The sequence below is a fragment of the Flagellimonas halotolerans genome (genome assembly GCF_035818535.1).
In the GTDB taxonomy this organism is placed as follows: Bacteria; Bacteroidota; Bacteroidia; order Flavobacteriales; family Flavobacteriaceae; genus Flagellimonas; species Flagellimonas halotolerans.
On record NZ_JAYKYV010000023.1, the window covers coordinates 1 to 24,783 of the forward strand.

23 protein-coding genes and 1 pseudogene are annotated in these 24,783 nt (G+C 42.9%); 14 read left to right on the plus strand and 10 right to left on the minus strand.

What is annotated here, in order from left to right:
- Positions 1 to 91: 91 nt before the first annotated feature.
- Positions 92 to 751 (minus strand): beta-phosphoglucomutase, encoded by a 660-nt coding sequence (gene pgmB / locus VM932_RS16160; protein ID WP_326280245.1) that lies wholly within the window; start codon positions 749 to 751, stop codon positions 92 to 94.
- A 207-nt stretch (positions 752 to 958) separates the two neighbouring features.
- On the opposite strand from pgmB, the gene guaA reads away from it, so the two are divergent.
- The 4 genes from guaA to VM932_RS16180 are packed head-to-tail and all read left to right on the plus strand — an operon-like array spanning position 959 to position 5,577.
- Positions 959 to 2,491, plus strand: a complete 1,533-nt coding sequence (gene guaA / locus VM932_RS16165) for a glutamine-hydrolyzing GMP synthase (protein WP_326280248.1) — start codon at positions 959 to 961, stop codon at positions 2,489 to 2,491.
- Complete coding sequence (locus VM932_RS16170) at positions 2,488 to 4,668, plus strand: LysM peptidoglycan-binding domain-containing protein (RefSeq protein ID WP_326280249.1); 2,181 nt, start codon at positions 2,488 to 2,490, stop codon at positions 4,666 to 4,668. The genes guaA and VM932_RS16170 overlap by 4 nt, the downstream gene beginning before the upstream one ends.
- The gene (locus VM932_RS16175) at positions 4,646 to 5,050 is read left to right on the plus strand and encodes an OsmC family protein (protein WP_163625627.1); all 405 of its coding nucleotides are present in this window, start codon (positions 4,646 to 4,648) and stop codon (positions 5,048 to 5,050) included. Before VM932_RS16170 ends, VM932_RS16175 begins: the two co-directional genes overlap by 23 nt.
- Positions 5,038 to 5,577, plus strand: coding sequence for a DUF922 domain-containing protein (locus VM932_RS16180; protein ID WP_326280252.1), 540 nt, complete (start codon positions 5,038 to 5,040; stop codon positions 5,575 to 5,577). The genes VM932_RS16175 and VM932_RS16180 overlap by 13 nt, the downstream gene beginning before the upstream one ends.
- A 104-nt stretch (positions 5,578 to 5,681) precedes the next feature.
- Here VM932_RS16180 and VM932_RS16185 read toward each other — a convergent pair whose 3' ends face one another.
- Positions 5,682 to 6,545, minus strand: a complete 864-nt coding sequence (locus tag VM932_RS16185) for a hydroxypyruvate isomerase family protein (RefSeq protein ID WP_326280254.1) — start codon at positions 6,543 to 6,545, stop codon at positions 5,682 to 5,684.
- A 43-nt stretch (positions 6,546 to 6,588) separates the two neighbouring features.
- Between VM932_RS16185 and VM932_RS16190 the strand changes: the two genes are divergently transcribed.
- The 3 genes from VM932_RS16190 to yidC all read left to right on the plus strand — a co-directional run bounded on the left by VM932_RS16190 (position 6,589) and on the right by yidC (position 10,450).
- Positions 6,589 to 6,831, plus strand: coding sequence for a DUF3820 family protein (locus VM932_RS16190; RefSeq protein ID WP_163625618.1), 243 nt, complete (start codon positions 6,589 to 6,591; stop codon positions 6,829 to 6,831).
- Between the two features lie 49 nt (positions 6,832 to 6,880).
- Positions 6,881 to 8,515 (plus strand): CTP synthase, encoded by a 1,635-nt coding sequence (gene pyrG, locus VM932_RS16195; protein WP_326280258.1) that lies wholly within the window; start codon positions 6,881 to 6,883, stop codon positions 8,513 to 8,515.
- 66 nt (positions 8,516 to 8,581) lie between these two features.
- A complete protein-coding gene (gene yidC, locus VM932_RS16200) occupies positions 8,582 to 10,450 on the plus strand; it encodes a membrane protein insertase YidC (RefSeq protein ID WP_326280259.1) in 1,869 nt (622 codons plus the stop codon).
- 273 nt (positions 10,451 to 10,723) lie between these two features.
- On the opposite strand, the gene VM932_RS16205 is transcribed toward yidC, so the two are convergent.
- Positions 10,724 to 12,592 carry a fasciclin domain-containing protein gene (locus VM932_RS16205; protein WP_326280261.1) on the minus strand — a complete coding sequence of 623 codons (1,869 nt, stop codon included), beginning with the start codon at positions 12,590 to 12,592 and terminating at the stop codon, positions 10,724 to 10,726.
- Between the two features lie 202 nt (positions 12,593 to 12,794).
- Between VM932_RS16205 and mnmA the strand changes: the two genes are divergently transcribed.
- Genes mnmA through VM932_RS16220 form a run of 3 tightly spaced genes read left to right on the plus strand, consistent with a single transcriptional unit; the run spans position 12,795 to position 15,519 of the window.
- Positions 12,795 to 13,985 (plus strand): tRNA 2-thiouridine(34) synthase MnmA, encoded by a 1,191-nt coding sequence (gene mnmA / locus VM932_RS16210; protein WP_326280263.1) that lies wholly within the window; start codon positions 12,795 to 12,797, stop codon positions 13,983 to 13,985.
- Positions 13,986 to 14,039: 54 nt separating this feature from the next.
- On the plus strand, positions 14,040 to 14,981 hold the full coding sequence (locus VM932_RS16215) for an NAD(P)H-dependent flavin oxidoreductase (protein ID WP_326280265.1): 942 nt from the start codon (positions 14,040 to 14,042) through the stop codon (positions 14,979 to 14,981).
- A 49-nt stretch (positions 14,982 to 15,030) separates the two neighbouring features.
- Positions 15,031 to 15,519, plus strand: coding sequence for a hypothetical protein (locus VM932_RS16220; protein WP_326280267.1), 489 nt, complete (start codon positions 15,031 to 15,033; stop codon positions 15,517 to 15,519).
- 36 nt (positions 15,520 to 15,555) lie between these two features.
- Here the strand turns inward: VM932_RS16220 and VM932_RS16805 are convergent.
- Positions 15,556 to 15,716 (minus strand): annotated as a pseudogene (locus VM932_RS16805) (IS1182 family transposase); the annotation flags it as partial.
- A 240-nt stretch (positions 15,717 to 15,956) separates the two neighbouring features.
- Between VM932_RS16805 and parS the strand changes: the two are divergent.
- Together parS and VM932_RS16230 are read left to right on the plus strand one after the other, a co-directional pair.
- On the plus strand, positions 15,957 to 16,472 hold the full coding sequence (parS, locus tag VM932_RS16225; RefSeq protein WP_326280269.1) for a type II RES/Xre toxin-antitoxin system antitoxin: 516 nt from the start codon (positions 15,957 to 15,959) through the stop codon (positions 16,470 to 16,472).
- Entirely contained in the window at positions 16,472 to 16,930 is a 459-nt protein-coding gene (locus VM932_RS16230; protein WP_326280271.1) for an RES family NAD+ phosphorylase, read from the plus strand. The genes parS and VM932_RS16230 overlap by 1 nt, the downstream gene beginning before the upstream one ends.
- A 236-nt stretch (positions 16,931 to 17,166) precedes the next feature.
- Here the strand turns inward: VM932_RS16230 and VM932_RS16235 are convergent, their stop codons facing one another.
- The 6 genes from VM932_RS16235 to VM932_RS16260 are packed head-to-tail and all read right to left on the minus strand — an operon-like array spanning position 17,167 to position 23,261.
- Positions 17,167 to 18,498 carry a DUF58 domain-containing protein gene (locus tag VM932_RS16235; protein ID WP_326280273.1) on the minus strand — a complete coding sequence of 444 codons (1,332 nt, stop codon included), beginning with the start codon at positions 18,496 to 18,498 and terminating at the stop codon, positions 17,167 to 17,169.
- Positions 18,499 to 18,500: 2 nt separating this feature from the next.
- Complete coding sequence (locus tag VM932_RS16240; RefSeq protein WP_326280275.1) at positions 18,501 to 19,484, minus strand: AAA family ATPase; 984 nt, start codon at positions 19,482 to 19,484, stop codon at positions 18,501 to 18,503.
- Positions 19,474 to 20,688 (minus strand): DUF4350 domain-containing protein, encoded by a 1,215-nt coding sequence (locus VM932_RS16245; protein ID WP_326280277.1) that lies wholly within the window; start codon positions 20,686 to 20,688, stop codon positions 19,474 to 19,476. Before VM932_RS16245 ends, VM932_RS16240 begins: the two co-directional genes overlap by 11 nt.
- Positions 20,681 to 21,412: a DUF4129 domain-containing protein gene (locus tag VM932_RS16250; RefSeq protein ID WP_326280279.1), complete on the minus strand. Its 732-nt coding sequence runs from the start codon at positions 21,410 to 21,412 to the stop codon at positions 20,681 to 20,683. Before VM932_RS16250 ends, VM932_RS16245 begins: the two co-directional genes overlap by 8 nt.
- Positions 21,413 to 22,306, minus strand: coding sequence for a hypothetical protein (locus VM932_RS16255; RefSeq protein ID WP_326280280.1), 894 nt, complete (start codon positions 22,304 to 22,306; stop codon positions 21,413 to 21,415). It lies immediately after the preceding gene.
- Positions 22,290 to 23,261 (minus strand): stage II sporulation protein M, encoded by a 972-nt coding sequence (locus VM932_RS16260; RefSeq protein ID WP_326280282.1) that lies wholly within the window; start codon positions 23,259 to 23,261, stop codon positions 22,290 to 22,292. Before VM932_RS16260 ends, VM932_RS16255 begins: the two co-directional genes overlap by 17 nt.
- Positions 23,262 to 23,296: 35 nt before the next feature.
- Here VM932_RS16260 and VM932_RS16265 point away from each other — a divergent pair, with 35 nt between their 5' ends.
- Both VM932_RS16265 and VM932_RS16270 read left to right on the plus strand, forming a co-directional pair.
- On the plus strand, positions 23,297 to 24,013 hold the full coding sequence (locus VM932_RS16265) for an RDD family protein (protein WP_326280284.1): 717 nt from the start codon (positions 23,297 to 23,299) through the stop codon (positions 24,011 to 24,013).
- A 2-nt stretch (positions 24,014 to 24,015) separates the two neighbouring features.
- Positions 24,016 to 24,630, plus strand: coding sequence for a trimeric intracellular cation channel family protein (locus tag VM932_RS16270; protein WP_326280286.1), 615 nt, complete (start codon positions 24,016 to 24,018; stop codon positions 24,628 to 24,630).
- Positions 24,631 to 24,783 lie beyond the last annotated feature (153 nt).

Genomic DNA, 24,783 nt, shown 5'->3' on the forward strand with positions numbered 1-24,783 from the left:
ACAAAAAATCCAGCGAAGCTAGCTTCGCTGGATTGATTTAATTATTAAAAACTGTCAACCTATTTTAGGACGACTCAGACTTAAAATGATTTTAGAACAAATCCTTGAAATGTGATTTAACTTCGAACAGCGTAGCCTCCTTCATGGTGTCGAACCTAATATCGGCATGTCCTACACGCTCTTCGGGACCTATGCCCACACTGTGAAAGTTACCGGCTTTGGCAGCATCTATCCCTTTCTCCGCATCCTCAAAAACAATACAGTTTTCTGGGCGCAGTCCTAATTTTTCCGAGGCATAAAGGAAAATATCCGGGGCAGGCTTGCTTTTGGAAACGCTATTGCCATCACCGATTACATCAAAAAAATGGGTGGCCTTGAGCTGTTTCAACACTTTATGGGCATTTTTACTGGCACTACCAAGGGCAACGCTAAAGCCCTCGGACCTTAAATGTGTTAAAAGTTCCCTGGCCCCCGGTAGATAATCCTCTTGGGTCATGCTATCCAGACTTTCAACATATATGTCGTTCTTTTTTGTGGCAAGTTCAAGAATGGTGGCATCGTCCAAGCTAAGCCCGTTATGGTCCATAATCACTTTTATGGAATCCATTCTGGATATTCCCCGTAGTTTTTCATTAAGGGTGCGATCAAATTGCCAACCCATATCGTCCGACAATTTTTTCCAAGCAGCGTAATGCAGTTCGGCAGTATCTGTGATTACGCCATCCAAATCAAAAATAAATCCCTTGATCATGGTCAGTGTTATTTAAAGGGCAAAGAAATAATGAAATCAGTTAAGAAAAAAACTAGATAAACGTGTACTTTTTTCAAAAGAAAGTGTAGGGCACCTTTATAAAGATTGGGTTGTTGATAACCCATTGGAATTACTTCATGGAAAAAGTTGTCTTAAATATCCTTTAAAAGATACTTTTGCAACTAAAGCAAATTGCTATTTTTGCCCATGCATAACAACGTACTCATCCTAGACTTTGGTTCCCAGTACACACAACTGATTGCAAGACGCGTTAGGGAACTCAACATTTACTCAGAAATTAAACCATATAATAAACTGCCCGAGGATTTATCGGATTACAAGGCGGTTATTCTTTCGGGCTCACCTTCCTCGGTGCGCTCGGAGCAAGCCCCGCATCCCGATTTGTCCGAAATAAAAGGCAAGAAACCTTTGCTGGGCATTTGCTACGGTGCACAATATCTGTCCCATTTTCATGGTGGTAACGTAGCACCATCCGCCACCCGGGAATATGGTAGGGCCAATCTGTCCTATGTAAATCCAGAAGATGATTTTTTACAAGATATTGGCGAAGGAAGCCAAGTGTGGATGAGCCATAGCGATACCATTAAGGAATTGCCCGAAGGGGCCATCCGTTTGGCCAGTACCCACGATGTTGAAAATGCAGCTTATAAGATTGATGGTGAAATGACCTACGGGATTCAATTCCACCCCGAAGTGTACCATACCACCGATGGTAAAAAACTCTTGGAAAACTTTTTGGTGAACATTGCTGGATTAAAACAGGATTGGACGCCGGATGCTTTTGTTGAAACAACCGTGGAAGAGCTTCGCAAGGAAATCGGTGATGAAAAGGTTATCTTGGGACTTTCCGGTGGAGTGGACTCCAGTGTGGCGGCCATGTTGTTGCACAAAGCGATTGGCGATCATTTGTACTGTATTTTCGTGAACAACGGTCTTTTGCGCAAAAACGAGTTCGAAAGTGTTTTGGACCAATACAAGCATATGGGATTAAATGTTAAGGGTGTTGATGCTTCGGCACGCTTTTTGGATGCCTTGAAAGGAGAATCGGACCCTGAAGGTAAAAGAAAAATCATCGGCAGGGTCTTTATTGAGGTTTTTGATGATGAGTCCCACAAAGTGGAAAATGCGAAATGGTTGGCGCAAGGAACCATTTATCCGGATAGGATTGAATCGGTATCGGCCAGCGGTGGACCATCAGCGGTAATAAAAAGTCACCACAATGTAGGCGGATTGCCCGACTATATGAAATTGAAAGTGGTGGAACCCTTGAAAATGTTGTTCAAAGATGAGGTGCGAAGAGTGGGGGCAAGTATGGATATGCCCGCAGAAATTTTGGGAAGACATCCGTTTCCGGGCCCCGGTCTTGGAATCCGTATCTTGGGAGATATAACCGCAGAAAAAGTGGCTATTTTGCAAGAAGTGGATGCCATTTTTATTGATGGACTCAAAAAATGGGGACTTTATGACAAGGTTTGGCAGGCCGGAGCCATGCTTTTGCCCGTAGATAGTGTAGGGGTAATGGGAGATGAGCGCACCTACGAAAAATGTGTGGCACTCAGAGCTGTTGAAAGCACCGATGGAATGACGGCCGATTGGGTGAATTTACCCTACGAATTCCTGCAAAAGACCTCTAATGATATAATAAATAAAGTTAAAGGCGTTAATAGAGTGGTGTACGACATTAGCTCAAAACCACCGGCAACTATAGAATGGGAATGAAAAAACATATGTTACAACTGGTTTTTACCATGGTCTTTTTGTTGGCCATGGTGCCGGTATCCGCACAAAACTACGCAACACATGCTGTAAAGGAAGGGGAAACGCTTAAAAGCATTTCCCAACAATACAGGGTAACGCCCTACAGCATTTTACAGGCCAACAAGGAAATCAAAAGTGCTTCCGATGTAAAGGAAAACACCATACTTATAATTCCCTTGAACGGAAAACCTGTTGAAACCAAAACGGAGACAAAAGAGGAACAAGAGGAAGAAGAGGTAAAGCCGATTCGTTTCATACGGCACAGGGTACGAAGAAAGGAAACCCTTTTTGGACTAACGCAGAAATACAACATTACCGAGGATCAACTAAAGAGATACAACACCAAATTGTATTCCGAAACCCTAGAACGTAGGATGGTGCTCCAAATCCCTGTGTTTCCCGAGGTGGACCCCGATGAAGAAAAGGAGTTGGATTTTGAAACCTATACTGTTCAGCCCAAGGAAACCCGTTGGAGCATTGCCCACAAATATGGCATAAGTGTGGATAGCCTTTTGGTGCTGAACCCGGAATTGGACAAGAACACCAACTATTTGGCCGCTGGTGAAGAATTGAAACTGCCAAGGCCAAAAGGCGATAGCCTCAAGGAACAAAAGGTGGAATTGTTTACGTCCTATACCGTACCGCCAAAAATGACCCTTTACAGTTTGGGAAGGGAGTATGGTATTCCAACGGATTCCATTGTAAGGCTCAACCCCGAGATCATGAAAGAGGGTGGCCTAAAAGAAGGAATGGTGGTACGACTCCCCAAAAAGAAGAACATAGAAGGCGAGGTGAACACGGAAAACTTTATTTTTTACGAAGTAAAGCCTAAGCAAAACATATTCAGAATCACCCAAAACCTGAAAATTACCAGGGATGAGCTGTTCCGTTTAAACCCGGCCTTGGAAAATGGGCTAAAAGCTGGAATGGTCTTAAAATTGCCCAAAGAAAAGGCAGAGGAATTGGAAGTGAAGAATGCCTTGGTTCTGGATAAGATCAATTTGGTGGACAGCATTAATGTGGAAAACAGGCCCAAACTGGTTTTTATGCTTCCTTTCCGATTGGACAAGGTAAATGTGGCCGATACTGAAAAGGCCGAGGCACTGATCAAAAACCGTAGGGACATAGCATTGAGCCTTGGATTTTATACCGGGGCCATGGTGGCTTTGGATTCCATTAAAAAGTTAGGGGTCTCGGTGGATGTTAAAACCTACGATACCCAACTGGACCAAACCAAGGTCAAAGAAATCCTATTTAGGGAAAATCTAACCGGGGTAGACGCCATTATAGGCCCATTGGCAGCCGGGCCCTTGGACGAAGCAGCTGTTCAAGCTTCGGCAAAAAACATTCCTGTGATCGCCCCAATTGCTTCAGATAGTAAGTTGAGCCATGCCAATGTATTCTACTCCGTACCAAGGGATGTTGTACTACGGGATAAAATGCTCTCCCATATGGAAAAAATCCATAAGGGCGAAAACGTGATAATCATTGCGGATTCTACCCATCAAGTAGCGCATGATTCCATTTTGAGGAAATTCCCGGCAGCACAAATCGCAAAGGTAATCGACAACAAATCATTGCATTTGGATGAATTTTTGATCAAACTATCCGAAGACAAGGAAAATTGGGTGTTCCTCGAAACAGATCAGCCCAATATGGTGTCCAGCGTTACTTCTATCCTGAACTCGGCCAACACAGCTTCCATGGTGGATTCCGAAGAGACCAAGAAAATCAAGGTACGCATGTTTACCACGAGTTATAACGATGCTTTTGATGATGAGGCCGTCTCCAGGACCCATCTTTCCAATCTTAGGTTTACCTTTTCATCGTTCTACCGGGCGTCCAAGAATGATGCCTTTACCAGGGCATACATGAAAAAGTACAATGGAAACTTACCGGATAGATATGCTGTTCGCGGTTTTGATATAACTATGGACATACTGCTAAAGCTCGCATACAAGAAGAACCTTTTCGAAACTTCGAAGTATATCGGTCTAACAGAATATGCAGGAAACGGCTTTGATTATTTCAACGACTGGACTTCCGGCTATTTTAACCGGGCCTGCTACATTATGCAGTATGATAACCTTACATTAAAAGAAGTTAAGCTCAAAAATGACGTCAAAAGTAACCTATAACGGAAACCTGCGCACTACCTGTGTGCACGTACGTTCCGGAAACGAGTTTATTACCGATGCCCCGGTTGATAACAACGGAAAGGGCGAGGCTTTTTCACCAACCGACACGGTGGCGACCGGCTTGGCTAATTGTATGATGACCATGATGGGGATAAAGGCCCGTGATATGGATGTGGATTTAACGGGGTCCACTGCCGAGGTAACCAAGCACATGGCGGCAAACCCAAGAAGAATTTCCAAAATCGAGGTAAAATTCGAGTTGCCGTCATCGGTGTCCGAAAAGCACAGGAAAATTTTGGTGCATACGGCCAATACCTGCCCGGTGCACTATAGCCTGCACCCCGATATTGAAAAAATAATCGAATTTAATTGGGTAAAATAATTGCCATAGGATGTATTTTTCTACTTGGTTTTTTGGGATTTGCACAGGAAATCGAGGAGGGGTTCCCTTGGAATGAGGACATACGGCTCACTTGGGCCGATTTTAAGGGGAAAGTGCCACCAGGGGAGGAATCTGCGGCAACTACTGCGAGCGGCATCAGCTATACCTATTCGGCCAATCTGTTGCACCACGAGGTGAATTTGGATTTTGAGGTTAACGCCTATTTCTACCCCAACGAGTCTTGGTACCGACCCGAACTGTGCAACGAGAACACATTGGCCCACGAACAGCTCCATTTTGATATTACCGAGGTATTTGCCCGTAAGATGCGGGAAAAATTACGTAGAACTTCTTTTTCCGATGATGTAAAGGCAGAGGTCAGAAAGATTTATAGCGATATTTTAAGGGAGCTGCAAACCTACCAAGAGCGATACGATTGGGAGACCAACTTTTCCCGAAACCGTGAGAAGCAGTTGGAATGGAACCAAAAGATAGCTGAAGCCTTGAAAAACGAAGCAAAAGGTTAATTGTATTTCCCCTTAATTGGTTGACATTTTTTAGCTATGGAATAAAAAATTGAGGGGACTGGCCCCTCAATTTCTATATCAAACTAACTAAAAGTGTTTCTTTTTTAAATATCACACCGCATAAACCCATCTTTTAAAGCCTGGATCTTGTCATCCCAGGTAGGGATAAACTCTTGGGCCACGTACCCTGTAAAACCTGTATCGTGAATTGCTTTGATGATAGCAGGGTAGTACAATTCCTGTGTTTCATCAATTTCATGCCTGCCGGGAACACCAGCAGTGTGATAGTGTCCAAAATAAGGGTGGTAATTTTGTATGCTTCGGATAATGTCCCCTTCTTGGATCTGCATATGATAGATATCGAACAACAATTTAAAATTATCGCTGCCCAAGTGCTTGCAAAGTTCCACACCCCATAAAGAGTTGTCACACATATAATCGGGGTGGTTTACTTGGTTAAAAAGTTCCATTTGGATCACTACACCGTGTTCTTCGGCCAAAGGCATAATCTGGGAAAGCCCGTTCACACAGTTTTGAAGCCCCACATAATCGTTCATCCCGTTGCGATTGCCACTAAAACAAATAAGGTTGGTATAACCCGCTTCGGCCACTTTCGGAATCATTTCCGTGTAGTTTTTGATCAGCTGCTCATGGTATTTAGGATTGTTCCATCCCTCGGCCAAACCAATTTCAGCACCGTTGCACATGGAGCAATGTATGTCGTACTTTTTTAATATGGGCCATCTGTCGGGGCCTACGAGATCAATGGCTTTAACGCCCAATTCGTTCAATGTCTTTAAAAAATCCTCCAGCGGGATGTCGTTAAAACACCATTCGCATACACTGTGGTTGATGTTGTGCTTGAGTTTAAAGGTTTTGGTTTGCCCTTGGCTGGCCGCCATGGCAGAGGCTGAAGCCAAACCTGCAGACCCGACGGCAGCAGTGGCTATAAAATTTCTACGTTTCATTTTTCGGATTTGTTATGGGAAAGATAGTATTTTCGACCTAGATATGGAAATACGTCCCGATTCAAAACAGCTTTTGGAGCTGGCACATTACAAGATGCCCTTTGGTAAATTCAAAGGGCGTTACCTTGTGGATTTGCCCTTGCCTTATTTGGTCTGGTTCCGTCAAAAAGGATTTCCCAAAGGAAAACTGGGTGATTACCTAAATACGATGTTGACGATAAAGGATAACAACCTGGAACCCATCATAAGAAAGTTGCAAAAAGATTTTCCTCGCGAATCTTCCTGATTTTTGCCCAGCAATTAGTAATTTTACGCCCCGTAATAGAATGAGCAATATGTCAGATACCAAGTACATTTTCGTTACGGGAGGCGTTACCTCTTCGTTGGGTAAGGGAATCATCGCCGCATCCTTGGCCAAACTACTGCAAGCCAGGGGGTACCGGACCACCATACAAAAATTAGATCCTTACATAAATGTAGATCCTGGAACGCTGAATCCTTATGAGCATGGCGAATGTTATGTGACCGATGATGGTGCCGAAACGGACTTGGATCTTGGCCATTACGAACGTTTTTTGAACGTACGCACTTCCCAAGCCAATAATGTGACTACGGGCAGGATTTACCAAAGCGTTATTGAAAAGGAGCGAAGAGGTGAATTTTTGGGCAAAACAGTACAGGTAGTGCCCCACATTACCAACGAAATTAAGGAGCGCATCCAAATTTTGGGCAATAGTGGGGATTACGATATTGTTATCACCGAAATCGGGGGTACGGTAGGGGATATCGAATCATTGCCTTATATTGAATCTGTTCGGCAGTTGCTTTGGGAATTGGGCGAGCATAATGGTATTGTAATCCATCTAACCCTAGTGCCGTTTTTATCTGCGGCAGGGGAGTTAAAGACAAAACCCACGCAGCACTCGGTCAAAACATTGATGGAGAGCGGAATAAAAGCGGATATTTTGGTGTGCCGTACCGAACATCAGATTTCGGAGGACATCAAGGAAAAATTGGCGCTTTTCTGTAATGTAAGAAAAGAGGCTGTAATCCAATCCATAGACGCATCCACCATTTACGATGTACCTTTATTGATGCAGGAAGAAGGCTTGGATACCGTTACCTTGGAAAAGTTGGCACTTCCCAACGATACCCAGCCCAACCTAGATCAATGGAAGGAGTTTTTGCAACGCCATAAAAACCCAAAACATAAGGTAACCATCGGATTGATCGGAAAATACGTCGAACTTCCCGATTCCTACAAATCCATACAAGAGGCTTTTATCCATGCAGGTGCGGCCAATGAAGTGGATGTTGAGGTAAGATCGGTGCATTCCGAACATCTATCGGCCAAAAACATTGACAAAAAGATGATGGGCTTGGACGGCATTTTAGTTGCCCCCGGCTTTGGTGAACGTGGTATAGAGGGGAAAGTGTTGGCCGTTCGTTACGCCCGTGAAAACGATATTCCCTTCTTGGGGATTTGTTTGGGCATGCAAATGGCGGTTATTGAATTTGCCAGAACGGTGCTGGGTCTGGAAAAAGCCAACTCCACCGAAATGGATAAAAATACGCCAGACCCTGTAATAAGTTTAATGGAAGAACAAAAATCCATTACCGATATGGGCGGAACCATGCGTTTGGGCAGTTGGGACTGTCACCTAAAAGAAGGCAGTTTGGTGGAGAAGGTATACGGTTCTTCCGATATTGAAGAACGACACAGGCACCGCTACGAATTCAACAATGCCTACAAGGAGCAAATGGAGGAAGCTGGATTGGTTGCTTCTGGGCTGAACCCAAGAACAGGCTTGGTGGAAGTGGTGGAAATTCCTTCGCATCCATGGTTTGTCGGTGTGCAGTACCACCCAGAGTACAAAAGTACGGTTGCGAGTCCGCATCCGTTATTTGTGGGGTTTGTAAAAGCGGTATTGGCCCAAAAGCAGAAACAAAACAATGCCAGTTTGGCATAAAACGGGGTTTTGGGCATATATTTGCCACCTGAAATACCAATAAAATATTTCTACTAAATAATATTCATGGAAGAAAAGAAGCTGGATATTAAGTCCATTATTGGATTTGTACTGATTTTTGGGATACTCATATATATGTTTTACCAAAATCAGCCTACGCCAGAAGAGTTAGAGGCACAAAAAGCAGAGCAAGCGCAGATAGAGGCGGAGGAAGCCAAAGCGGAGGAGGCGGTCAAAACTGCACCCGTAAAGGAAACCAAGACCATAGATCTTAACGATTCCACCGCTGTGGCCCAATACAAAAATACGGTCGGGGCATTTGGTTTCACCCAGACTTCGGATGGAACCACCACTCTGGAAAACGAAGTACTTCAACTGAAAGTATCCAATAAAGGAGGGCAGATTATTGAGGCCAAAATGAAGAATTTTGTCACCTACGATTCCGTTCCCGTATTTTTGGTAAAAGATGGCAATGCCAACTTTGCACTGAATTTTACCACATCGGACAATCGCGTTCTCAATACGGCGGATTTGTATTTTGAACCGTCACTTACCCAAAGCGGGGACAACCATGTGCTTTCCATGAAGGCCAAAGTGGCCAACAATCAATTTTTGGAATACCGCTACGAAATGAAACCAAAAGAATATTTGGTGGACTTTACCGTGCGTTCCCAAGGTTTGAGCGGAGTTTTCAATACCAGTAAGCCTGTTACCTTGGAGTGGGACCTTAAAGGTATTCGCCACAATAAAAGCGTGCAGTACGAAAATAGATATACCCGTCTAACGTACAATCACGATGATGGTGACATCAGCAAGCTTTCCGAGAGCAGTGATTTTGATGAGGAAACCGAAGTGGATGTAAAGTGGTTGTCGTACCGTCAGCATTTTTTCAGCTCTATTCTAGCAACCGATGAGCATTTTAAGACTGCCGATCTAACATCCACAAACTTGGTCGAGGAAGAGAGCAAGGAACTCCAATTTACGAAAGCATATACCACACGGGCCCCTTTGGAGCTGCAAGGTGGTGAACTATCACAAAACATGTACTGGTACTACGGGCCCACCGATGTAAAGGTATTGGATGATTATAAGGATTTGGGCCTTGCCGATTCCATTCCGTTTGGATGGGGAATCTTTGGTTGGATCAACCGTTACGTATTTACACCGTTCTATACGTTCTTGAGCTCGTTTTTACCCTATGGAATTGCCATTGTTATTATGACGATTTTAGTTCGATTGGCCCTTTCGCCCGTCACCTATAAATCGTATCTGTCGCAGGCCAAAATGAAGGTGTTGAAGCCGGAGATTTCGGAAATCAGCGAAAAGTACAAGGACAATGCCATGAAAAAGCAGCAAGAGACCATGAAGGTGTACAACAAAGCAGGGGTGAGCCCTATGAGCGGCTGTGTACCTGCCTTGCTGCAGTTGCCCATTTTCTACTCCCTGTTCATGTTTTTCCCGACTTCCTTTGCGTTGCGGCAAAAACCTTTTTTATGGGCCGAGGACCTATCGTCTTACGACACCATTTTTGAGTTGCCGTTCACCATACCCTTTTACGGTGACCACGTATCCCTGTTCCCGATTTTGGCATCCGTGGCCATATTCTTCTATATGCAGATGACAACGGGCCAGAGCATGCAGATGCAACAGCAGCCCGGCATGCCGAACATGAAATTTATCATGTACCTATCGCCCGTTATGATGTTGTTCTTCTTTAACAACTATGCAAGTGGGTTGAGTTTGTACTATTTCGTTTCCAACTTGATTACCATCTTTATTATGTTGGCCATCAAGAACTACATTCTGGACGAGGATAAAATCCACGCACAAATACAGGAGAACAAAAAGAAACCTAAAAAGGAAAACAAGTTCCAGCGTAAAATGCGCGAAATGATGGAGCAGGCCGAAGAGCAAAAGAAATCAGGAAAAAGATAGTACTGGGGTAACTGCTTTTCGGTTCAAAAAAAAACTCCCTCAAGATTTTCTTGGGGGAGTTTCCATTTATAGGTGTAGTTTGGAAAGATTTGGGACTCCAAAGATGCGACATCACGCCTATCCAAAAAATTAAAAGTTGTAAAACCGTCGGTTTTTGTGGGTAAATAATCCCTTGTTGATGTGTTATCGATGAACGGTAAATTTTATGCAATAAAAAACCCCCTCAATTTGTTTTGAGGGGGCTTTTTGCATTATCCATCAATCAAAAACCAGTTAGTTTGAAGTGTCCGGGATGAGTACAGTATCCACTACGTGGATGACACCATTGATGGCTTGTACATCCACGGCATCAATACCAATGCCCATGTTTCCGGCACCGTCGGTAATATCTGCAATGTTGTCACCAGTTCCGGGTAGGTTGATGGTGATCATATCGCCTTCCAAAGTGGTAGCTGTGGCTCCATCGCTCAAATCACCGGATCGAACATTGGCACCTGCCACCACATGGTGTTGCAATATGGGTATTAGGTCAGCTTCGGCCGGAATGCTGGCCAAGGCACCAAATGCTTCGTTGGTAGGAGCAAACACGGTGAATGGATCGCTTCCCACACCGTCTTGTGCCGATAATACGCTCACAAAATCCGTACTTGGCGTCAACTCTGTCAATGCAGATACCAAGGTAGAGAAGTTCGGGTCGGCAGCGGCAAAAGTTACCACTGTTGGCAAGTCGATAACAGCATCCACGGTATGGATTACCCCGTTGCTTGCCACAATGTCCGCCATGGCCACCTTACTTGTACCGTTTAAGGTTACACCATCATCCGTATTAATGTATAAACTTAAATTCTCGTCAGCAGCATACTCAGCAGCTGTGTTCACATAAGCATTTGTCAAATCCGAAGAGAACGCAGCGGCTCCCACAATCACGTGATTGGCCAAAATAGCATTCAAATCATTGGCATTAGGATTGGTAAATGCACCAAAGGCATCGTTTCCAGGAGCAAATACAGTGAACGTTTCTTCTTCGTTGGATAGTAAATCTGTAAAGGTTGTGTTTCCACCATCGGTCAATGCACCTACCAAAGAGGAAAGTCCTGGGTTGGCAACCGCATGGTCCACAATATTTGGAATGTCTATTACGGCATCAACTACGTGCACGATACCATTGATAGCTTTAACATCTGGAGTAACCACGGAGGCAACACCATTAAAGGTTACACCATCAGAGGTATCGAAGAACAAGCTTACATTTTGCTCACCGGCCCCAGTGGCCAAAGTACTTGTGTAACCGGAACCAAGTCCTGTTAAGTCTGTTGAGGTAACTTCACCACTGATTACGTGGTTAAGCAATACATTGGTCAATACATCCACGGGAACGTCCTCTAGCGCTGCACCATCAAGGAAAGCCTCAAAGGCTTCATCGGTCGGGGCCAATACGGTAAAAGGTCCATTGCCACGCAATACGGTGGGTAAATCCCCGTTGGCCGCGGTAAGGGCAGCAACCAAATTCTGTAGGTTTTCGTTGCCAATGGCCAAATCGGTAATGGGCATTAGGATAATGTCGGCCAGTTCATCCAAAATAGCCTGGGGCAATAAAACTTTGTCTATAATATGTACAACACCATTGGAAACTTCAATATCTGCGGTAGTCACCTCAGCGGCAACATCGGTTGCATCTTGAATAAACACGCCACCTTCGGTGGATACTTGCAAGGAGGAACCCTGTAAGGTCGTAAGGCTCATTCCGTTGCTCAAATCGGTGGATAGGGCAGCATCGCCAACCACGTGGTAGGTCAAAATTACAGCCAATAGGTCTTGCAGTTGTTGGGAGCTAAAATCGTCCAAGGAATCAAAACCATCCAGTTGTGCAAGCAAATCTGTAAATGCTTGATTGGTTGGGGCAAAAACCGTATATGGGCCTTCACCACTTAAAGCAGCAACCAAGTCGTTATTGGCGCTCTCATCCGCTTTTTGAAGAGCGGCGACCAAAGTGCTAAGTTCGGCGGTTGCCTGTGCGGCTTCAACAATATTATCTCCTTCCTGTTCAGGAGGCATAGGTCCATTGTCATCATCGGAACACGATGTGAATCCAATAAATACCAATAAAAGGGTCAATCGGGTTAAATGTTTTAGAGCTTTCATGTTATTTTAGGTGTTTGTTTAACAATGTGAAAATATGATTAAACAAAATAATTACAATAGTGTTTAACATTTTAGGTTAAAACTTTAACAAAATTAAAATTCTAAGCACATGTCGGTTATAATTTCATAGCAGTTGCTTTAGGATATATTTACCATTATTAATTAACGTCAATTCGTATTTTTGTAGCCTTAAATCATTGCAATGAAAAAGGTTGTTGTTGGACTTTCGGGAGGAGTGGATTCAAGCGTAGCTGCTTATTTGCTCAAAGAGCAGGGGTACGATGTAATCGGTCTGTTTATGAAGAATTGGCATGATGATTCTGTGACCATTTCGGAGGAATGCCCTTGGTTGGAGGACAGCAACGATGCATTGATCGTGGCCGAAAAACTGGGAATCCCTTTTCAAACCGTTGATTTAAGTGCGGAGTACAAGGAGCGAATCGTGGATTATATGTTCAATGAGTACGAAAGAGGAAGGACCCCCAACCCCGATGTGCTGTGCAATCGGGAGATCAAGTTTGATGTGTTCCTTAAAATCGCCCTACAATTGGGGGCCGATTATGTGGCGACAGGACATTATTGCAGAAAAGGAACCATCCAAAATGACGATGGTACGGAAACCTATCAGTTATTGTCCGGTAAAGACCCGAACAAAGACCAATCCTATTTTCTTTGTCAATTGTCGCAAGAACAGTTGTCCAAGACCTTGTTCCCAATTGGTGAATTGTTAAAACCTGAGGTTCGAAAAATAGCGGCAGACAACAATTTGATCACGGCCGATAAAAAGGACTCCCAAGGATTGTGTTTTATAGGAAAAGTGCATCTGCCCGAGTTTTTGCAACAAAAATTAAAGCCCAAAAAAGGGGTGATCGTGGAAGTGCCTAGTGATGCCGCACAATTTTCGATTGCTGTTCCAGCATTTCAAAATGAACGGGAAAAATTGGTTTTCCAAGCCGAAAAGCCTGTATACTCCGAAACAGACGGTAAAGTGGTCGGGGTGCACCAAGGCGCGCATTATTTTACCATTGGGCAGCGAAAAGGCCTCAATGTTGGCGGAACCAAGGAACCTTTGTTCGTAATCGATACCGACGTGGAGAAGAACATCATCTATACCGGTCAGGGGAAAACGCATCCGGGGCTTTTAAGAAATACGCTGTTCATAAAGGAGGACGAACTCCATTGGGTACGCCCGGATTTGGCTTTGCAGGAAGATGAAACTATGGAAGTAATGGCCCGAATTAGATATCGACAGCCATTGCAAGCGGCAACACTCTACAAAGTAGAAAACGGCTTGTATGTGGATTTCAAAGAAAAACAGTCCGCCATTACCGAAGGGCAGTTTGCCGCTTGGTATAGCAATGATGAGTTGATCGGTTCAGGAGTGATCTCCTAACCGGAATCCTTATTTATTTTGATTATTTTGGTGGAAATCTGAATCAAAACCTTCATGCAAAATAAAATCACGCAACTTTTCGGAATTGAATACCCTATCATCCAAGCGGGCATGGTCTGGGCCAGCGGTTGGCGTTTGGCCTCTGCGGTTTCCAATGCAGGTGGATTGGGGTTGCTAGGAGCGGGAAGTATGTATCCCAAGGTGTTGGAAGAGCACATCATAAAATGTAAAAAAGCAACCGATAAGCCTTTTGGGGTCAATGTTCCCATGTTGTATCCTGACATTGAAAAGTTGATGGAGATTATTGTTGACCAAGAGGTGAAAATTGTATTTACCTCTGCGGGAAATCCGAAAACTTGGACCAAATTCCTTCAAGAGAAAGGAATTACCGTGGTTCATGTGGTGAGTAGTGTAAAGTTCGCATTGAAAGCCCAAGATGCTGGAGTGGAGGCCATAGTGGCAGAGGGTTTTGAAGCTGGAGGGCATAACGGAAGGGATGAGACCACGACCATGGTGCTGATACCTTCGGTAAAAGAAAAAATACAGATACCCCTAATTGCCGCTGGAGGTATTGCCACGGGCAGGGCCATGTTGGCAGCTATGGTTTTGGGTGCCGATGGCGTTCAGGTAGGGAGTAGGTTTGTAGCCTCCCCCGAGGCATCGTCCCACGAACTCTTTAAGCAGCGGGTGGTTGATGCCCAAGAAGGGGATACCCAATTGACCTTGAAGGAGCTGGCACCAGTACGTTTGCTCAAAAACAAATTTTTTAAAGATGTACAGCAAGCCTATGCCGAAGGTGCTTCCATAGAAGATTTAAAAAACCTATTGGGAAGGGCCCGGGCCAAACGCGGTATGTTCGAGGGGGATATGGAAGAAGGCGAACTGGAAATAGGCCAAGTTTCCGGCTTGATCCATAACATAACACCTGCAGCAGAAATAGTTAAAGAACTAATGACTGAATTCAACCAGGCAAAAGCTGAAATTCAGCACTATTAAAGCATTCCGCCAAAAGTTTAGGAAACTTTTAATACTTTTACGCTGCGCAATGAGAACACTAATCCCCACACTACTCTTTTTTGTGCTCGCCTCGCATTGCTATGGGCAAGTGGAGCGGGACAAAGCACTCCATTTTTTGGGAGGTAATCTCTTTGGCCTTGCTGGGGCCGGAATAGCCAAGCAAGCCACGGAAGGTAATCGAATATGGACTTTTATAGGTTCGGTAGCCGGGAGTACCCTTATTGGTTTGGCCAAAGAAACCGTGGATGCAGGGCAGCGACCAAATGGTTGGGACAACGATGATCTCGCCGCAACCATTTTAGGGGGCGTTACCGTGGGCGTTACCATAGACCTTTTCTCTAAAAAAGATGATAGAAGGCACTTGCGCGGACGTTACTCCAATCTGGACGTAAAGAAGCGAAAGCAGTTTCTTTACCCAAAATCGGAATTTGTTGTATTGGATGGCAAACTTCCGTCATTGAATACATTGGGGCTTTCCAATCAGGGGTTAACTGTAAAAATCCGTCAATCCGAGTAATTTTTTAAGTGAAAACCAGAAAATTGTACCTCTCTACAGGTAGGTTTTAAGGTTGTAGACGATGGTCGAGAGGTGCATGCACTTGTTAGCCTGTCCCAGTCCTATGGAGTTTACCTTTAGTAGGACCATGAATTGGGTCAGGGTATACCGAATACTGGTTCCACCGTGCTCTGCTGTTTACCCTTTATGTACTGTCCTAATAATCATCACGGATTTTTGCTTAACTTGTGCAACTGACTCAATGGCAATAAGTAATTGCTTACTATTAACCACTTCAGAAAATCCTCTTAGATCTTCAGTTCGGTGTATTCTTGCAAAGTTAACAGCCAAACCACATAACTACTCATAGCCGGGAACCGTTGGCTGTAATTAAAAACTCTTCCTTAATTTTGAGTTTCGAGACAAATGTCTTATTTTTATAGACAAATATCAAAATTATGCTAGCTGAGAAACAAAAAGAACATTCAAACGATTTAACAGCTGTCGATAAAGCGATTAAGGTTTACGTTCGAAGTATAGGTAAATCTTCACAAATAAAAATCAAAGCAAAAAACATCACATATTCTGATTTTTTTGAAAATAAAATGCTAATAATTCGAGCAATACGAGAAGGCTTGCCTTACAAGTTGTTTAGTGAAATTAAAGAAATCACACCTTTTACAGAAGATGATTGGGCTGAATATTTGAACCTATCTAAAAAAACATTACAGAGACATAGTAATGATGCTAATTATCTTTTTAAGCCTATCCATACTGAAAAAATAATAGAATTAGCAGAAGTCACAAATTTCGGAAATGAAGTATTTGATTCTGCAGAACAATTTTATTTATGGCTTAACACGCCTTCTTATGCACTCGGCAATTTAAAACCAGCTGAGCTATTAAAAGACTCTTATGGAAAGGAATTGGTAATGGGTGAGTTAAATAGAATTGACCAAGGAATTTTCGCATAATGAGAGTATTTAGACTTTCAAGGAAAAAATTTTCTAAAGAATTAAGCGGAAAAGGCGCTTCTAAGTCAGGAAATAGATGGAATTCAAAAGGAACAGAAATAATTTATTCAGCCGAAAGTAGAGCATTGGCTATGGCTGAGGTAGCAGTGCATTTAAGCCTTGCTACTTTGCCCAGTGATTATGTGATGATTGAGATAGACATACCAGATAGCGTAAAAATAAAAGAACTCAAATTAAAAGTCCTTCCTGAAAACTGGGATAATCATCCACCAAATATTAGTACTCAAAAATTAGGCGATGAATTCATTGACTCTTTAGACTTTTGTGTTTTGAAAGTTCCGTCAGCAGTTGTTCAAGGGGATTCCAATTATCTAATTAATCCTTATCATAAAGAATTTAAAAAAATAAAAATTTTGGATATTACAGAATTCCCTTTTGATAGAAGAATATTTAAATAACTACAGTAAACAAAGATGGTAATCGTTGCATAAGCCCCTGATTCAAGAAAAACAGACCTCGAATAAGCCCTATTAAGGGGCTTTTCTTTTTAATTCTGCCATTTGGGCATTGTTTTACGGGCCATGGACAGCACCAAAAACAGCTTTTGCAGTGCACTTTTCACCAAAGTGGTCAAGACGGGCATTCTCACCCCACTTTTCACCCGTTTTTGTTCAAACTAAAAATATATAGTGGATTAAATAATCCCCCTAGCTTTTATTTCCAGGTATTTGTTGATGGTGTTGACGGTCAATTCCTCGGGTTTGGTCAAAATGGTCTGTATGCCATATTTCTGGAGTTCTTTTTGCATCAGCCGTTTTTCCAAAGAAAACTTCTCTGCAATGGTTTTATGGTAGATGGCCTGTAAATCTTCCGCATCTTCTGCAACAAGGGATTCCAACTCTGTATTTTCAAAGAAAATAACTACCAATACATGTTTTTTGGCCATGGCCAGTATAAAGGGCAGTTGACGTTTTAAGCCGGATATGTGCTCAAAATTAGTGTAGAGCAGTAATAGGCTTCGTTGGTTGACCTTTCGTTTTACCTGGGCGTACAATAAGCCAAAATCGGAATCGGAAAAAGCAGTGGAAATATTGTACAAGTTCTCCATGATGGTATTTAGGTGCGTGATTTTCTGCACGGCGGGAACAAAGGTTTCAATCTTTTTGGAGAATGTGAGCAATCCTGTTTTATCGTTTCGTTTTAGGGCAACATTGGAAAAGGCCAAGGCCGAATTGATAGCGTAATCCAATAGGCTCAAGCCATTAAAGGGCATTTTCATGACCCTTCCCGTATCAATTATGGAATAAATGGGCTGTGACCTTTCATCTTGGTACTGGTTTACCATGAATTGGTTCTTTTTTGCCGTGGCTTTCCAATTGATGGTCCGTACATCGTCCCCTTTAATGTATTCTTTGATCTGTTCAAACTCCTGGGTATTTCCAATACGTCTTATTTTCTTCAGTCCAAATTCGGTCAAACGATTGCTTGTGGCCAAAAAATCGTATTGCTGCATTTGTATGATGGAAGGATAAACAGGCACCATTTGGTCCTTTTGGAACACAAACTTTCTTTTGATGATGCGCAAGGGAGAGGATGCAAATATAATCAGGTTGCCGAAAACATATTCGCCGCGTTCCACGGGACGTACCGAGTATTCGAAAAAATGTGGTTCCCCTTTTAGTAATCGGGTTTTATGTTCAAAATCCCTTTTTTGGAACTGAACCGGTAATTCATCGATTATGGAAACCCCTGTCCTGAAAGGGTATTTGGAGCTTAGATGTACCGATAGTATATTTTGATCGCTGTTCGATAATTTTTGGGGCAGGTTCCGCTGGGCTTTGATGGCCTTGGAGGTGGAGTACAATAAATAGAGGTCGAACACAAGGAGTGCCATCAAAAGAAACACCAACAACCAAGCTATGGGGTATAGGAGCGGTACCCAATAGGAAATTACAAAGCACGCGGAAAGCACGGCGATGTACCTGAAAAAAGTGTTATGGATGTATAGCGACCGAAGGAATGCCATGCTTATCGGGGGATTTCAACAGACTCCATGATCATGGAAACTACATTTTCGGTGGTCATGCCTTCCATTTCCCTTTCAGGTGTTAAAATTACGCGGTGGTTTAGCACGGGCACCAAGGCTTTTTTAACGTCTTCGGGAATAACAAAATCCCGTCCTGAAATGGCTGCAAATGCCTTGGCCGAGGTCAAGGTGGCAATGGAGGCCCTTGGTGAAGCACCTAGATACAAATGTGGATGGTTCCTGGTCTGTGTTATAATGTTGGCGATGTAATCCAATATCTTTTGCTCTACGACCACTTCGTGAATGTTCTTTTTGAACTCCAATAGTTTTTTAGGGGTAAGCACCGCCTTAATCTGGTCTTGTGGTTTTTCGCCCTTGCGCTCATGGTGGTTTTGTAAGATCACAACTTCTTCTTCAACGGACGGATAATCCACTTTGATCTTAAAAAGGAACCGGTCCAGTTGTGCTTCGGGTAGGGCATAGGTTCCTTCTTGCTCTATGGGGTTTTGGGTGGCCAATACCATAAATGGTTGCCCCATTTTGTAGGTAGTGCCGTCCACTGTGGCCTGCCGTTCTTCCATCGTCTCAAAAAGAGCCGCTTGTGTTTTGGCCGGGGCACGGTTTATCTCATCGATCAAAATAATATTGGAGAAGATGGGGCCTTTTTTAAACTCAAACTCCGTGGTTTTGGTATTAAAAACGGAAGTTCCCAAAATGTCGCTTGGCATTAGATCGGGCGTAAACTGAATTCGGTTGAACTCTGTTTTGAGCGTTTTTGCGAAGAGCTTGGCGGTCACGGTCTTTGCAATGCCGGGAACACCCTCGATCAGCGCATGTCCATCTGCCAAAATGGAAATGATCAGAAGCTCTATAAAATCCTTTTGGCCCACGATAATGGTAGATAGTTCTTTTTTTATCTGTTCCACGGTGTCCCTCAATGCTTCCAAGGGAACCCTATTGTCAAAGTTCAAGTCGTTATTTTCCATCAACGTTTGCTTTAAATGCTTCTATTTTTTGATTCAGGTTTTTCAATTCAATTTCGGTTACGTTCGGTTTGGCCCTCAGTTTTGAAATCATGTCCATCAAAGCTTTTACATCTTCCAAATCGGTATTGCTCCGCATGGCCAGGTTCCGCAAGAATGTTTCGTCCTCCAAATTTTGGGTGGAAACATGCAATTTGGTACGGAGGTATTCCAAAAAATAATCAATTTTATGTTTTGTTATCAGGTGCAGTTCCCCTTTTTCAAAATACATGTCGGCTATGGTCCTTGTAAAGGCCAAGGTCTGGTTTTTTAACGGGGGTAGAACAGGAATGGCACGTTGTTTCCGCTTTCCTTCAAAAATAATGTAGATAAGGGCACCGATAAGAATAAGGTAATAGGCCCATTTAAATTCTTTGGTATTCAAAAAGAGGTACATGGGCGAGGTGTAAAAGGATTTTCCCGATTTGTGGAAGTTGTCCATGTAGATTTGTCCTTTACCGTCCAGATAAGACAATAGGCCCGCAGTATATGCTTGGTTATCATCCTTTAGGATAAAGTAGTTGGTAAATGCTTTTGGAAAGCTGGTCAAAACAATCGTTCCCTTGCCAAAAGGTTGCTTTATGGTGTTTATATGTTTGGTGATGGTATCCGTACTATCCGCTTGGGCATACACTTGACCAAGAACCGTTGTCCGTAAGGTATCTATTCGTTCAAAACCAGGGGTGTAATAGTCCTTGCCAAATGTCGCTTTCTTGCTCTTGAATTTTGGATTTACGAGCTCATAATAAAAAAGAGGCTCCAGACCATTATTATAAACACTGCCTTGTTCCAAATGTAAGGTGTCCAGCAATTTTTTTTCAAAAGACCTTGAAGCAACAAATAGCATATTGCCTTGTTCCACCCATTCCAATAGGGAGTGCAATTCGGCCTCTTCAAAAGAGACGGATTCGTTCACAAAAAAGTACGTGCCTTTTATGGAGTCGGTACGGCTTAGGAATTCGAAAGGCGGTTTATGGATTTGTTGTATCGCATCTGGAAAGTGCTTTTCCATCAAATCGTTCAATACAAGGGTGCCATAAGGTATTTTATGATGGGAAACATAAGATGGGAACCAGTTGATTTTTTTTGGTTTGTTGTATTCCATCAAAAATATGGCCCCAAGGGTCAGCACACCGATCGCTATGTAAATCCATCCCTTTTTAAACATCTGTAATTGCTCTTTTTAAGGAATTAAATACAACTTCTGCCTTTTGGTAACGTTCGTGGTCAATATCAAATTCCCCATACCAAACGTAGTCGTAGAGCAGGGTAGCCTTTCCAAAGTCGTTTTTTAGGGTGCTTTCGGAGAGTTCCGTTATGTAATCATCATTTGTTTTTTGCTGTTGCCAGTCTATCAATTCCCGCTCCGATAACAATTGTAAGATGTAGAGGTAATAGTACCGAATGGCGAGCCTGTAATTTTTATCCGCTAGGGCATTTTTGATCAATTGTTGTATGTCCTCGTTTTTAATGATGTGTTCTTCCTCCGATAGGGACACCACATTCAGGTTTTTCTTGTTTTTGCCAATCCCGTACATATTGGAATTGACAAAGAAGCGAATTGCCAGGTATAAGAATAGGGCAAGGAGCAAATAGGGGAGGATCTCCAAAAAAACGGCCAAATGGCCTTCGGCCTTGCCCACGCCAAAAATCCATTCAAAAAAGCGACGTAAGATGGTATAGAACCAGTTGGTGAGGTCGGTCCACCAACTGCTTTCGGTCTTTACTTCCTCATAGTTGAACGCGCTATCGTTCTTGTAAGTGTCGAGGTCTTCTTTACTGAATTCAATAGGTTCAATGTCCGATTCATCATATTTGACAATGGAATCGTTTTGGGCAAAAAATATTGTCCAGGATACGAGTAAGAATGATAAAATCAGTTTTTTGCGCATCTATTCCTCTGAAGGTTTCCCAAGGCTTTCAATACGTTCAAAAGTACCTGTAAAATTTTTCTTTTCGTTGAGGTTGAAAAATATCAAGGATGTGGACACTAAAAAAATAATGTTCATCAGGAACCTAATCAAGGTGCTCAAAATATTTAGCAAAAGATAGATGGGGTCGTTAAAAACATTGAAATTCTCCGCATCCATTTCGCCGGAAAACACCCCCATTTTGATCCAGGTGTAGATAATGGTCGGCAAACTAAAGGCATAGGTGGCAATGGCAACGATAATGTAAACCACAAAAAGGGTCACAAAGGTCATCCACCAATTTTCTTTGATCAAGGTAAAACTATATTGGTAGGATTCCATGGCATCCTTTTTAAGGAATACCAAAATGGCGAACGAAACGGATAAGGGCACGGCAAGGTAAATCCCCGGAATCAAACAAAATATTGCGCCTATCATTACGGACAGCCCGACCAAGATTCCCAAACCGATCAGGGACCAAAAAGAACCATATACGCCCTGTCGGATTTCATCATAATTTACGGCCCCTTTGTTATTGATGTATGATTTTATGTAGTGCAACACGGTTCCCTGTGCAAGAACATAGGCCGCAATAGAACTAAGTATCAAGGCCAATATGGCAAAAACCATAATAAATGGTGAATAGGTTTGGGTTGCCGTTGGATTGCCAATGGAACTCAGGTTAAAAATGTCTCCAATGGTGTACATATAAAACCCCATGGAAATCAGCATGATCAAAATGTAGGGGCCTACAATTTTTAAAATGGTGCCAAAAAAAGGTTTATACTCATTTCTGATAAAGCCAAAGGAATCGGAAAGGATCTCTCCCAATTCACGCTGTTTTTTAAATTCGATGTAGTTATTGGTTGTCTGCATGAGCGGTTTTTCTATGGATTTGGTATGGATAAATGATGTAGTAAAAAAATATTAGGGACAACGATCCCAATATGATGAAAATTGCCAACCCATCCGGCATTTCCGTATGTCTGGTGACAAACCCTTCCAAAAAACCCGCAACAATAAAAAAGGGAACCGTGCTTACCATTATCTTCAGCCCGTTTTTAACCCCTCGTTTAAAAGATTCCAGTCGCGTATAGGTGCCCGGAAAAAGTATGCCATTGGCCAAGACCAGTCCGGCACATCCTGCAATGATTATCACCGATATTTCAATGGTTCCATGGATCCAAATGGTTCGGGCCGATTCCCACAACAGTCCTTTTTCATAAAAAAAGTATTGGAAACTCCCTAGCATGATTCCGTTCTGCAGTAAAATGTAAAGGGTGCCAACTCCTAAAAAGATACCAAAGGCAAATGCATAAATGGCCACTTTAATATTGTTGATGGTAATGCCCAAAAACATATTGAACGCCCCTTGGTCTTTGTAAACCGCCATAGGATCGCCCTTTTCAATATTTTCCAGTGTCATGTTCACATACCCATTGCCCAGTATGGACCGGACAAAATCACCCTCGTTGGCGGAGGAGAATGCACCAATTGTTACAAAAAAGGCAAATACCAAAAAAGAAATCAATAGTTCACGGTGATGGGCTTTGAACATGGTCGGAAATTCTGTTTTCCAAAAATGGACAATACGGTTTCGGGATTCCCGTTTGGTCTTATATATTTTTTGATGGGCTTGCGAGGCAAGGGTGTTCAGGTAAACCTGTGTGTTGCTGCCAGGGTAAAAGGTCTTCGCGTAACTCAGGTGGTCGGTGATCTCAATATATAGATCGGAAAGCTCATCGGGGTGAAGTTGCCCTTTATTGAGCAAGGCATTTTCAAAAGCGGCCCATTTATCCTTATTTTGCCTAACAAAAGCGGCTTCGCGCATTAAATTTGATGGTTTGTAAGTAAAGAAACTAAAATATGGAACAATTTCAAATAGAAACGGCCCAAAATATAACCATCAACCAAAACACATCCCACCTTGGTGAGCGCATGCTGGCTTATATTATCGATAGTTTCATTATTTTGGTTTACACCATTTTGGTTTTTGTTTTTTTGATGTCCATTGAGGTTGATCTGGACGATCAATGGGCTTTTTATTTGATACTTACCCTGCCCGCCTTTTTTTATTATTTGCTTTTTGAAACCTTGATGGATGGCAAGACCATAGGAAAGGGGGCCATGAATCTACGGGTGGTAAAACTGGATGGTTCCAAACCTAATTTCGGGAATTATTTTGTGCGATGGGCCCTTCGCATTATTGATGTTGGCCTTACCTCGGGAGGTGCTGCCGTGTTGACCATTCTAATTAGGGGAAAGGGGCAGCGAATCGGTGATATTGCCGCCGGGACCACGGTGATAAGTGAAAAGAAGCGAGTGTCGTTGTCCGATACTTTGTTAAGGGAACTGCCCGAAGATTATAAGCCAACATTTCCGCAGGTAACCATTTTTAAGGACCAGGAAATGCAAACCATCAAAGAGTTGTACGATAAGGCCAAAATCAACGGCAACCACAATGTTATAGTTTCGTTGGATAAACGCATCAAAGATGTATTAGGGGTACAGACTGTTCTGCGGCCCATCGAATTTGTAGATGTTGTCATCAAAGATTACAACTACTATACACAAAAAATGTAGTCATGCTGTATCAAACTATAGATATATTGGGGACAGTGGCCTTTGCCATTTCCGGGGTTTTGGTCGCTATGGAAAAGCGTCTGGATTTATTTGGCGTGCTTATCATTGCCTTTGTCACCGCAATCGGTGGCGGGACCTTGAGGGATTTGATGATCGGCAACACTCCCGTGGGCTGGATGCAGGACCTTACCTATGTGACCACTATTTTTATTTCGGTGGTTTTTGCCATCATATTCGTGAACAAGCTCAAATACCTCAGAAAATCGTTGTTTCTGTTCGATACCATCGGTATTGGGCTTTATACCATGGTTGGGGTGGAAAAGGGCCTGGAAGCGGAACTGTTGCCCATTATGTGCGTATTTTTGGGCACCATGACGGCCTGCTTTGGTGGTGTGATACGGGATATGCTCTGCAACGAAATCCCGATTATTTTCCGAAGGAAGGAAATTTATGCGACCACTTGTATTTTGGGTGGTGCCAGTTATTTTCTCTTTATGCAATTTCCGATAAAGGATAGCTACGCCTACATAGCAGCTATCTTGGTTGTGATCTCTTTAAGGTTGGTTGCGGTTAAGTTTGATGTTCGCTTGCCCAACATATATAAAGAGGAAGTCTGAGAAACCTTCCCTAACTTTTCTTCAATAGTGGTTAATTATTGCTTAGTGCCATTAACCCCTTGTTAATCAATTTTACTTTTTCATATACTCTAATAAATTACAAGTTATTAAGCCACTTTTTTAGTGGAGCTGGTTATTTTTTTTTCTCTTGGG

Coding starts and splice junctions, on each gene's coding strand:
- pgmB (WP_326280245.1), bottom strand. CDS start 751: ATGATCAAGGGATTTATTTTTGATTTGGATGGCGTAATCACAGATACT.
- guaA (WP_326280248.1), top strand. CDS start 959: ATGCATAACAACGTACTCATCCTAGACTTTGGTTCCCAGTACACACAA.
- VM932_RS16170 (WP_326280249.1), top strand. CDS start 2,488: ATGAAAAAACATATGTTACAACTGGTTTTTACCATGGTCTTTTTGTTG.
- VM932_RS16175 (WP_163625627.1), top strand. CDS start 4,646: ATGACGTCAAAAGTAACCTATAACGGAAACCTGCGCACTACCTGTGTG.
- VM932_RS16185 (WP_326280254.1), bottom strand. CDS start 6,545: ATGAAACGTAGAAATTTTATAGCCACTGCTGCCGTCGGGTCTGCAGGT.
- VM932_RS16190 (WP_163625618.1), top strand. CDS start 6,589: ATGGAAATACGTCCCGATTCAAAACAGCTTTTGGAGCTGGCACATTAC.
- pyrG (WP_326280258.1), top strand. CDS start 6,881: ATGTCAGATACCAAGTACATTTTCGTTACGGGAGGCGTTACCTCTTCG.
- yidC (WP_326280259.1), top strand. CDS start 8,582: ATGGAAGAAAAGAAGCTGGATATTAAGTCCATTATTGGATTTGTACTG.
- VM932_RS16205 (WP_326280261.1), bottom strand. CDS start 12,592: ATGAAAGCTCTAAAACATTTAACCCGATTGACCCTTTTATTGGTATTT.
- mnmA (WP_326280263.1), top strand. CDS start 12,795: ATGAAAAAGGTTGTTGTTGGACTTTCGGGAGGAGTGGATTCAAGCGTA.
- VM932_RS16215 (WP_326280265.1), top strand. CDS start 14,040: ATGCAAAATAAAATCACGCAACTTTTCGGAATTGAATACCCTATCATC.
- VM932_RS16220 (WP_326280267.1), top strand. CDS start 15,031: ATGAGAACACTAATCCCCACACTACTCTTTTTTGTGCTCGCCTCGCAT.
- parS (WP_326280269.1), top strand. CDS start 15,957: ATGCTAGCTGAGAAACAAAAAGAACATTCAAACGATTTAACAGCTGTC.
- VM932_RS16230 (WP_326280271.1), top strand. CDS start 16,472: ATGAGAGTATTTAGACTTTCAAGGAAAAAATTTTCTAAAGAATTAAGC.
- VM932_RS16235 (WP_326280273.1), bottom strand. CDS start 18,498: ATGGCATTCCTTCGGTCGCTATACATCCATAACACTTTTTTCAGGTAC.
- VM932_RS16240 (WP_326280275.1), bottom strand. CDS start 19,484: ATGGAAAATAACGACTTGAACTTTGACAATAGGGTTCCCTTGGAAGCA.
- VM932_RS16245 (WP_326280277.1), bottom strand. CDS start 20,688: ATGTTTAAAAAGGGATGGATTTACATAGCGATCGGTGTGCTGACCCTT.
- VM932_RS16250 (WP_326280279.1), bottom strand. CDS start 21,412: ATGCGCAAAAAACTGATTTTATCATTCTTACTCGTATCCTGGACAATA.
- VM932_RS16255 (WP_326280280.1), bottom strand. CDS start 22,306: ATGCAGACAACCAATAACTACATCGAATTTAAAAAACAGCGTGAATTG.
- VM932_RS16260 (WP_326280282.1), bottom strand. CDS start 23,261: ATGCGCGAAGCCGCTTTTGTTAGGCAAAATAAGGATAAATGGGCCGCT.
- VM932_RS16265 (WP_326280284.1), top strand. CDS start 23,297: ATGGAACAATTTCAAATAGAAACGGCCCAAAATATAACCATCAACCAA.
- VM932_RS16270 (WP_326280286.1), top strand. CDS start 24,016: ATGCTGTATCAAACTATAGATATATTGGGGACAGTGGCCTTTGCCATT.